The organism is Streptococcus sp. VTCC 12886, assembly GCF_049893425.1.
Taxonomy (GTDB): domain Bacteria; phylum Bacillota; class Bacilli; order Lactobacillales; family Streptococcaceae; genus Streptococcus; species Streptococcus suis_AA.
In genome coordinates, this window is sequence record NZ_JBMVJB010000058.1 from 1 (window position 1) to 4,757 (window position 4,757).

Consider the following 4,757-nt stretch of genomic DNA (forward strand, 5'->3'; position numbering starts at 1 on the left):
GTAACATCTCCTTGGATTATGTATGTATTTTACCAAACTATACACAGGTGTTACAACTTAATTATATCAGGTCAATTGTAAGATAAACACTTTTTCTTCTTTGCTCGCGAATTTCGAAAAATACCCAAATATATGTTGATAAGCATTAATGTAATTCTTTTTAGAAGGTAGGTTCGAAAATAATTTTACCATTTCTTTAAAGTAATTATCTAACACTATATTTGCTTCTAATTTTTCATGATTTGCAACAATTAACCCTAATTTGTTTTTTAATGTTTGATTATAAGCAAAATATAAATATTTATTTTTTGCATGATAATCCGCTAATTTTTTTATAGATTTATTTTGTGCCATTTTTTTAAAATTAAAAATCGCATATAGTTTTGTAAAAAAATGCTCTCTTATTATCAGGTTTGTTAATCTCCCTTCTTCTTCAATTGGCAAATAAGGGAAATGCTTTTCCATTTCAGCCGCAAATAAACCCATACTTTTTCCGATTACAGGAGATTTTTCCATACCCGAGTATACTTTAACATCTTTTATCCCACAAGATGGTGATCGTCCTTTTAATATAATTCCATCTATATCGGAAATATTTTTAAGAATCTCTTGGGAATATTTTTTCATATCATACGTTAAATATTTTTTAGATTTAGGTTGAACTAATTCTATACCGTCTTGCACTTTAATTAAACGCAGACTTTCTCTTGGTAATCCTAAACCAATTTCTATCTCAGGGCACAGTGGAATAAATTCAATTTGATCTTTCATTTTATCTAATAGATTGAATTGTACAATAGAACCATCATATCTGCAATTATCAAAACCTAAACACTTACTTATTAAGATTTTTGGTTTCACTTCATTTCCTCCAAATATTTATATATTAAACATTTCTAACGCTTTTTGTCTTTGCGTTTTATGATCTACGATAGGGCTTACATACAATTTTTTTATATCAATACCGTAGTTTTCTTCTAGTTGTTTCTTAAATTTAAAGGGTTCATGTATATATTGTGTTGGAATATCTTCCAATTCCTTTACATACCTTTTTATAAACTTACCTTCAGGATCGTACTTCTTACTTTGAGTGATTGGGTTAAAAATCCTAAAGTAAGGGACTGCATCAGTTCCTACAGATGCAGCCCATTGCCACCCGCCAATGTTAGAGGCAATATCATAGTCTATGAGCATTTCAGAAAAATATTTTTCGCCTAGCCTCCAGTCAATCAGTAAGTCTTTAATTAAAAAAGAAGCGGTAATCATTCTAAGACGATTGTGCATCCAACCTTCTTCTCTAAGTTGGCGCATTGCTGCGTCTATTAAAGGGAATCCAGTTAGTCCAGATTTCCATTTTATAAAATTTTCCTCATCATATTCCCAATTAATATATCTATATTTTTCAATTATCTCTTCATTGTGCTGATTTGGATGAAAATAGTATATCATATTATAGAAATCTCTCCAGGCTAGCTCTTTAATAAATATTTCTTGTCCCAGAGAAAAAGGCATCATTTTTGCAGCATTGAATACTTCTCTGACAGACAACTGACCTGTTGTTAAATAATGCGATAAATGACTTGTTCCATCAAGAAACGGATATTCTCTATTTTCGTTGTAACTACAAAGTTTAGCTTTCATAAAATCAGCAAGGCATTCTCTAGCCTTCTCTTCTCCTGTAAACATAGAAAAGTCATTATTCAAAAGATTTCTAAATTCAATAAACTTTTCTTTACCAATAGGATCTTTTTTACTGAAATCGCTTAATATAATCTCAGATAGTTTAGCATAATCAATATTCTGTTCTTCAGGTTTTTTGCTACTCATCCATTTATTATAATAATGTGTAAAAACTTTATAATTAGAATTGTCCTCTTTCAATACTTTGTTTGCTGAGTGTAAATGATGGTCATAAAATGAGAAAACTTCAACGTTTTTTCTTTTTAGGAATCTATTCAACTTTTGTTCTTGAGATTTCCCATATCCGCATTCAATAATATTATAATATATTTTGTCTATGTTACTAAATTCATTGAGAAGTGTATCAAAACAAGTTAAAATTTCTCCATATAAAAAATAAATATCCAGACCTTTTTTTAAACAACTTTCATAATAGCTATTCAACGAAGAAAAAAAATAAGCATAACTTGTCGTTTCAATCTTTATTAGCTCAGGATCTAAATGATATATAAATATAAGATTTTCATTATCTTTTATGTCATTGATAGCACTAATTAGCGCGGTATTATCATGAAATCTAAAATCATTTCTTATCCATAAAACAGAATTTCCCACGTTGCTCTCCTATGCCTATTCGTTTAGGCTTGTATTTTATTATCTTATTAAATATGTTAATAGAAAAACTAAGTTTAAGTGGTAGGAATAATTTTGTAATTGTTTTTATAAAATCTAAAAATTGATATCATTATAAGTAAAATCATCCCTACTATAGATGCTTTTTCTAATATAGGATACGACCCCGAAAAGCCTTGGCTTGATTTAAGAAAAGTATTGATTCCAAAATAAGCCCAGGCTATCGGTAAAGGGAATACAGCGTTTTTATTTTTTACGTTGATTAGAAATACAATCACTACAGCTACTATTAAGATTGTAAAAGCCCACAAAGTGTCAGATATTCCAAATCCATTCCAGTTGAGTTTAACCAAAGTTGCAGATATGTTTACAACTGTTGCTATAAAAAGCCAACCGGCATACAGTCCAAATGATAAAGGTATTATAAAATGCCCTTTAGATTTTATTGATAATAATTTTTCTAATATTAATGATAGCGAAAATAAGAAGGCAACAATAAAAATAACTGACAATTCTAATTGTAGATAAGAAAATGATATAATCCATAGTATGTTGAATAAACTGGAAAAGCGGAAGAGCGAAGTAATTCTATTTATAACGTTTTTATAGTAATCATTATCACTTCTAATTACCATTATAATACATGATAAAATTAAAAGAATATAAATTATGCTCCAAATACTGAATGTGGTTGGGCTTGGAGTTATCAGGGTCAAATATCTGTCAGATACCTCTTTTTGTGAATAGCCATTGATTAGGCCGAGGGCTCCGAGGGCATTTATTACAAGTGTTAAAAATAATAGTAATATATTTATAATTGCTTTTTTTCTTTCTTTCATTTTTATACTCCTATTCATATATGTTTTTTTGATAAACTGAAAATAACTATTAATTCCTTTTATCTATATTGTTTTATATTTAGACAATTTTTTATACAAGTGCTTCCAGTTCTTTTTATTAATTCATAAATTGATTGCCTCCTTTACTCGTTACCTGTCTTTATTTCATTCCCGTCTGGTAAAATAAAAGACTGCTCAAATTTGACACCAAGCACATCTGCAATCGCTTTCGACTCATCCAAGGTTATTATTTCTCGTTGTAATTTTTTATTGAAATTCTGTGGAGTCTGGCCAATACGTCTAGCAAGTTCGGAAACACTTATATTCATTTGCTCACACAGTTCTTTAATCATTTCTGCCGTAGTCATACAGCATCTCCAAATTTACGATAATAATATTATAAACCTATTTGGTTGATAAATGCAACAGATTCAGCAATATTATCATGGTTGTAAAGCCAAAACAAACCCCCTAACTCTGCTCTATATTCATTTACTATCAGTATCAATTTTTTCATGCTTTAATTTTAATCTATTTAGAATAATAAGTTTCAAATTTTTCAAATATAAAATTATATATCTTAAATTACATTACGCAAAAATAATAAAATTCAAAAAAAAATTAAAAAATATATTGACATAATTGTTTTTTTATGATATATAATAATTAGAACTTAACACAATAGAGTGCTAATAAAACGTTATAAAAAGGAGTTGATCATTATGGCTGGATTAGTACCTTTTAACAGAAAAAACAAAGAACTATCTACAAACACTGGTAGTGGTGACTTCTACAACTTACTTGATGACTTTTTTTCAAATGATTGGCCATTCAGACGAACACTCTCTTACGACACTTTTAAAGTGGATGTCGAAGATAATGGCAAGGAATACCTCATTGAAGCTGAAATGCCTGGTGTTGATAAAAAAGACATCAATCTTCAACTTAATGATGGAAAATTAACAATTTCTATCATTAGAGACGAAACCAATGAAATACAGGAAAAGAATTATATTCACAAAGAGAGACGTTATAATTCTATGAGCCGTTCAATTTATTTAGAAGATTCCAAACCTGATGCTATTAAAGCAAAACTTGAAAATGGAGTACTAAAAATTATTGTTCCGAAAGAAGAAAAACCAAACAATAGCATTACAATTGAGGTTGAGTAAACTAAAGAAAAAGCACATTGGTCATTAGCATTACTATTGATGTTGAGTAAACTAAAGAAAAGCACATCGGTCATTTAATCTCGATGTGCTTTTCTTTGTAAAAAATTACTTCAGTTTTTCATACTTTAATTTCAATACCAGATTTAAAGGATATGACAAAGTGGTCACCCTAGACCGTAGCATTTTGGATGATCTTCCTTACAAGCTTATCATCATATTCTAAGGTGCGGAATTTGTTCTTGCGGATAAATTCAATCAGCTCATTGATTCGCTCGTTCTTGCCACTAAGGGAGGCATCTTCTACAAGAAGGGTCTGACGTTATTCACGCAGGTTATCAATCTCATCTGCTATGCTTTGAATAGGTTACACTAAACTAGACAGAAGAATAAAGTGTTCTACACTAAAGAAAAGAGGAGAACAGATATGTCTAGA

General features: G+C 29.5%; 5 protein-coding genes and 1 pseudogene. 1 reads left to right on the plus strand and 5 read right to left on the minus strand.

The genetic code is table 11. The features are described 5' to 3' along the window. Positions 1-66: 66 nt before the first annotated feature. The 4 genes from ACPC57_RS11275 to ACPC57_RS11290 form a co-directional block, all read right to left on the minus strand. Positions 67-861, minus strand: a complete 795-nt coding sequence (locus ACPC57_RS11275) for a YbgA family protein (RefSeq protein ID WP_434066986.1) — start codon at positions 859-861, stop codon at positions 67-69. Positions 862-879: 18 nt separating this feature from the next. After that, positions 880-2,295 carry a cryptochrome/photolyase family protein gene (locus ACPC57_RS11280; protein WP_434066987.1) on the minus strand — a complete coding sequence of 472 codons (1,416 nt, stop codon included), beginning with the start codon at positions 2,293-2,295 and terminating at the stop codon, positions 880-882. A gap of 74 nt (positions 2,296-2,369) precedes the next feature. Continuing rightward, positions 2,370-3,152: a tryptophan-rich sensory protein gene (locus ACPC57_RS11285; RefSeq protein WP_434066988.1), complete on the minus strand. Its 783-nt coding sequence runs from the start codon at positions 3,150-3,152 to the stop codon at positions 2,370-2,372. Positions 3,153-3,295: 143 nt separating this feature from the next. Then, positions 3,296-3,520, minus strand: a complete 225-nt coding sequence (locus ACPC57_RS11290) for a helix-turn-helix domain-containing protein (RefSeq protein ID WP_434065186.1) — start codon at positions 3,518-3,520, stop codon at positions 3,296-3,298. A 354-nt stretch (positions 3,521-3,874) separates the two neighbouring features. Between ACPC57_RS11290 and ACPC57_RS11295 the strand changes: the two genes are divergently transcribed. Next, on the plus strand, positions 3,875-4,324 hold the full coding sequence (locus ACPC57_RS11295; protein WP_217374987.1) for an Hsp20/alpha crystallin family protein: 450 nt from the start codon (positions 3,875-3,877) through the stop codon (positions 4,322-4,324). Between the two features lie 169 nt (positions 4,325-4,493). On the opposite strand, the pseudogene ACPC57_RS11300 reads toward ACPC57_RS11295, so the two are convergent. Then, positions 4,494-4,676, minus strand: a pseudogene (locus ACPC57_RS11300) (hypothetical protein); the annotation flags it as partial. Between the last annotated feature and the right edge of the window lie 81 nt (positions 4,677-4,757).